At 67.4% G+C, this 4,224-nt stretch carries 3 protein-coding genes; 2 read left to right on the top strand and 1 reads right to left on the bottom strand.

Annotation, left to right across the window (positions count from 1 at the left end):
- A partial coding sequence (gene glpK / locus I55_RS01130) for a glycerol kinase GlpK (protein WP_252180971.1) occupies nt 1-1,430 on the bottom strand: 1,430 nt, incomplete at its 3' end.
- Nucleotides 1,431-2,118: 688 nt separating this feature from the next.
- On the opposite strand from glpK, the gene I55_RS01135 reads away from it, so the two are divergent.
- Nucleotides 2,119-2,832: a M48 family metallopeptidase gene (locus I55_RS01135; RefSeq protein ID WP_252180972.1), complete on the top strand. Its 714-nt coding sequence runs from the start codon at nt 2,119-2,121 to the stop codon at nt 2,830-2,832.
- Nucleotides 2,833-3,131: 299 nt separating this feature from the next.
- The gene (locus I55_RS01140; protein ID WP_044558589.1) at nt 3,132-4,073 is read left to right on the top strand and encodes an IS110 family transposase; all 942 of its coding nucleotides are present in this window, start codon (nt 3,132-3,134) and stop codon (nt 4,071-4,073) included.
- Nucleotides 4,074-4,224 lie beyond the last annotated feature (151 nt).

Below are 4,224 nucleotides of genomic sequence, written 5' to 3' on the forward strand. Positions count from 1 at the left end.
GCGGCGGGGTCGAAGCGGCGCTCTTCCCGCCATAGGGTGGATATCGCATCCAGGCTGGGGAACAGGCCCGCCGCCAAGCCGGCCAGGAAGGCGGCACCCAGGGCCGTGGTCTCCGTCACGGCCGGGCGCTCCACCGTCAGGTCCAACTGGTCGGCCAGGAACTGCATCAGCCAGTCGTTGGCCACCATGCCGCCGTCCACGCGCAAGGCCGTCAGGGCGCAGCCGCTGTCGGCGGCCATGGCGTCCATCAGGTCGCGGGTCTGGTAGCAGACCGACTCCAACGCCGCGCGCACGATGTGGCTGACCCCGCTGTCCCGTGTCAGGCCCAGGATGGCGCCCCGGGCATCAGGGTCCCAGTAGGGCGCGCCCAACCCGGTGAAGGCCGGCACCAGGTAGACGCCGCCGGTGTCGGCCAGGGACTGGGCGTGGCCCTGGCTTGAAGCCGCGTCGGGGATCAGCTTCAGCCCGTCGCGCAGCCACTGCACCGCCGCCCCGGCCACGAAGATCGACCCCTCCAAGGCGTAGCTGGCGCGCCCGTCCAGACGGTAGGCCAGGGTGGTCAACAGGCGGTGGGTGGAGGCGCGCGGCGTGTCGCCGATGTTCATCAGGGCGAAGCAGCCGGTGCCGTAGGTGCTCTTGATCATGCCCGGTTCCAGGCAGGCCTGGCCGATGGCGGCGGCCTGCTGATCCCCCGCCATGCCCAGCACGGGGATGGGCCGGCCCAGCAGGTCGGCCGTCGCCACGCCGAAAGCGCCGGCATTGTCCAGCACCCGGGGCAGGACAGCCGCCGGAATGCCGAACAGGCGCAGCAGCTCCTGGTCCCACTCCAGGGTTTCCAGGTTGAACAGCAGGGTGCGGGCGGCGTTGGTGGCGTCGGTCGCGTGCACCTGGCCGCCCGTCAGGCGCCACAGCAGGAAGCAGTCGATGGTGCCGAAGGCCAGTTCCCCGGCCTCCGCCCGTGCGCGGGCGCCGGGGACGGTATCCAGGATCCAGGCCAGCTTGGTGGCGGAGAAATAGGGGTCCAGCAGCAGGCCGGTGCGCTGGCGCACCATGTCCTCCGCCCCCTCCCGCCGCAGGGCCTGACACAATCCGGCGGTGCGGCGGTCTTGCCAGACGATGGCGGGGTGCAGCGCCTCCCCCGTCCGGCGGTCCCATACCACCGTCGTCTCCCGCTGGTTGGTGATGCCGATGGCGGCAACGCGGGCGGCATCCACCCCGGCCTTGTCCACGGCCCCCCGGCAGACCGCCACCGTGTCGCGCCAGATGTCCTCCGGATCATGCTCCACCTGGCCATCGGCGGGGTAGTGCTGGGGCAACTCCCGTTGCGCCGTGGCCAGGGGGCGGCCGCCGGCGTCGAACAGGATGGCGCGGGTGGAGGTGGTACCCTGGTCGATGGCCAGGATCAGGTCGGCGGTCATGGCGACAGTCATGGGGGCGGCCCCTCCCAGGGTCTTGTTATCGCGCCGCTTTCGCGCGCGCGGGGTAGCACCGACGGTGCGGCGGCCGGCCCCGACCTGTCAACGGTTCGGGCGGAAAAAGCTATCCAGAAGGGGGGCGAAAAGAGGTGCGTAATGGGGTTGACGCCGAACTGTAACAGGCGCACCATCTGTCTTACCGAAGCACTCAGGAGAGGTCGAAACCCAGATAAGCCCACCAGATCAGGTAAATCTTCGAATGCGCTCAGTATTCGATGTGTTGCCCGTAGCCAGGAGGGTGTGTCAAATCATGACTCCACCGATGCGTACTGTATGAGCTGTGTGACAGCTCCACACATATAGCGATTGCTGATGCCGGTTACTGACCGGCGTATCGCTCGATGGACTATCTGAGCTTCGCTGAAGCCAACGGAACCCCCGTAGCCCTGACCGGCACGGGGGTTCGCTTTTTGGGGCGCGCGGCCCCTCCCGTTTGGTACGGCCCTCGGGGAAGGATCCGAGGCGTTCGCGCGTATGGGGGTGCGCGCCGCCGCCATACCCCTTATATAGGGATGTGAAGTCAGGCTCTGCCTGGCCAACGAGGAGTCGAGGGCCGGGACCAATGGGGTTGATGGGCCTGTTGCGCGGCATGGGGCTGACCGCCCCGAAGAAGCCCGCGCCGCGAACCAGAACGAAAGCGCGCGTGGTGCCGACCACGGTGACGCAGCTGCGCGTGGCTGGCATCGACCAGCCGGTGGAGGTGCGGCGCAGCCCGCGCGCCCGGCGCCTGTCGCTCAAGGTCGACGGCGCCACCGACACCGTGCGCGTGACCGTGCCGCCGCGCGTGGGCGATGCCGAGATCGCCGGCTTCGTCGGCCGCCACCTGGACTGGGTGCATGCCCGTCTGGCCGCATTGCCGCCGCGCCAGCCCTTCATCGACGGCATGGCCGTGCCCCTGCTGGGCCGTTCGCCCGTCATCCGCCATGAGCCCGGCCGCCGGGGCGGCGCCCGCCTGGTTGACGGGCCGGCCGGCCTGGAATTACGCGTGGGCGGGGAGGCGGAGTTCCTGAACCGCCGCGTCACCGATTTCCTGAAGGCGGAGGCGCGGCGCCATCTGTCGGCCCTGACGGCGGAGACGGCGGCCCGCGCCGGCTTGCGCGCCAGCGGCGTTTCCGTGCGCGACACCCGCAGCCGCTGGGGCAGCTGCTCCGCCACCGGCCGCATCAGCTATTCCTGGCGCCTGATCCTGGCCCCGCCCCAGATCGTGGCCTACGTCGTGGCGCACGAAGTGGCGCACCTGAAGGAGATGAACCACGGACCCAGGTTCTGGGCCCTGTGCGCGGATCTTGCGGGCGACGTGGACAAGCCACGCGCGTGGTTGAAAGCGCATGGCGCGAAGCTGCACCGGTTCGGTTAGAGCGGAACGCGATCAGGTGGAATCACCTGATCGTGTAAATCCGCTCTATCATGAATAGGTTACGAGCGGGATGCGATCATGCGTGATCGCATCCCGCTTGTCTTATGAATTTCCGTGCCGACGGGCGACGATGGAATCGCTGGGAGAGGGCTGCACCCCTCTCCCAGCGGCGAGGGACGGATCGAGTGACCGCAGGCTGTTAACGAGCCGAGTTAGAGTTTGATCGCCCTCGTCTTTTCCATTGGCCTGAACGGATACCGGGGAGAAAGCCCCGTATGACAAGCAGAGGCACGGAAAAGATGAGCCAAGTTACCATCGGCGTGGATGTTTCGAAAGACACCCTGGACGCCTATCGCCTGTCCGACGGTGCCAAGCGGCGGTTCGGCAACGACAAAGCCGGTCATGCCGCCTTTGTCGCCTGGTGCGGCCAAGACGTCGCACGGGTGGTGTTCGAACCCACCGGGCCCTATCACCGGGCCTTTGAGCGGGCGCTTGCCCGGGCGGGGCTTCCTGCGGCCAAGGTCAATCCCCGCCAGGCGCGGCGCTTTGCCGAGGCGACCGGGAAACTGGCCAAGACGGACGGTCTGGATGCCGCCATGCTGGCCCGCATGGGCGCTGTCCTGGATATCGAAGCCAAGCCGGGCAATAGCGATGAGATCATTGAATTAAAAGAGATGTTGGTCGCCCGTGAGGCGCTGGTGAAGGATCGGGTCGCGGCGAAAAACCGTGAGAAGAACCTGACCTTGCCATTGCTTAAGCGTCAGAACCGCTACCGCCTCAAGCAGATCGAGCGCCACCTTGATGCCTTGGACGCGAACATCAAAGCCCGTATCGCCGCCAGCGACGCGATGGCCAGCCGGTGCGCCATCCTGACCAGCATTCCGGGCATCGGTTTCCTAACCGCATTCGCCTTGCTGGTCGAAATGCCTGAATTGGGGACTTTGGAACCGGGCCAAGCCGCAAGTCTCGCGGGGCTCGCTCCAATCACCCGCCAGTCCGGACAGTGGCGCGGGCGCTCTTTCATCCAGGCAGGACGCGCCACTGTCCGCACTGCCCTTTACATGCCGGCCCTCGTCGCCGCCCGATTCAATCCAGACCTCAGCGCCAAATACACCCAGTTGATCGCAGCCGGAAAGCCTCCCAAGGTTGCTATCACAGCCATCATGCGCAAGCTCGTCGTCCTCGCCAACGCTCTCCTCAAAAAGGGCTCACACTGGCAGGAAAAAGCGGCTTGCACATAACGGATACTCTAAGGGGCCGATCTTATCGCGCTCCGTGGGGCGGGGGGAAGAACAACGCCTGTCACGGGCTTGTCCGCACCCGGCCCACCGCCCGCTTCCAGCCGTCGTACAGCCGCTCGCGCGCGGCGGGGTCGGCGGCGGGGTCGAAGCG

The sequence above is a fragment of the Azospirillum sp. B4 genome, from assembly GCF_000333275.1.
Lineage (GTDB): Bacteria > Pseudomonadota > Alphaproteobacteria > Azospirillales > Azospirillaceae > Nitrospirillum.

Bases quoted from the DNA above. Each gene is read 5' to 3' on its own strand.
- I55_RS01140 (WP_044558589.1), top strand. From the start codon at position 3,132: ATGAGCCAAGTTACCATCGGCGTGGATGTTTCGAAAGACACCCTGGAC.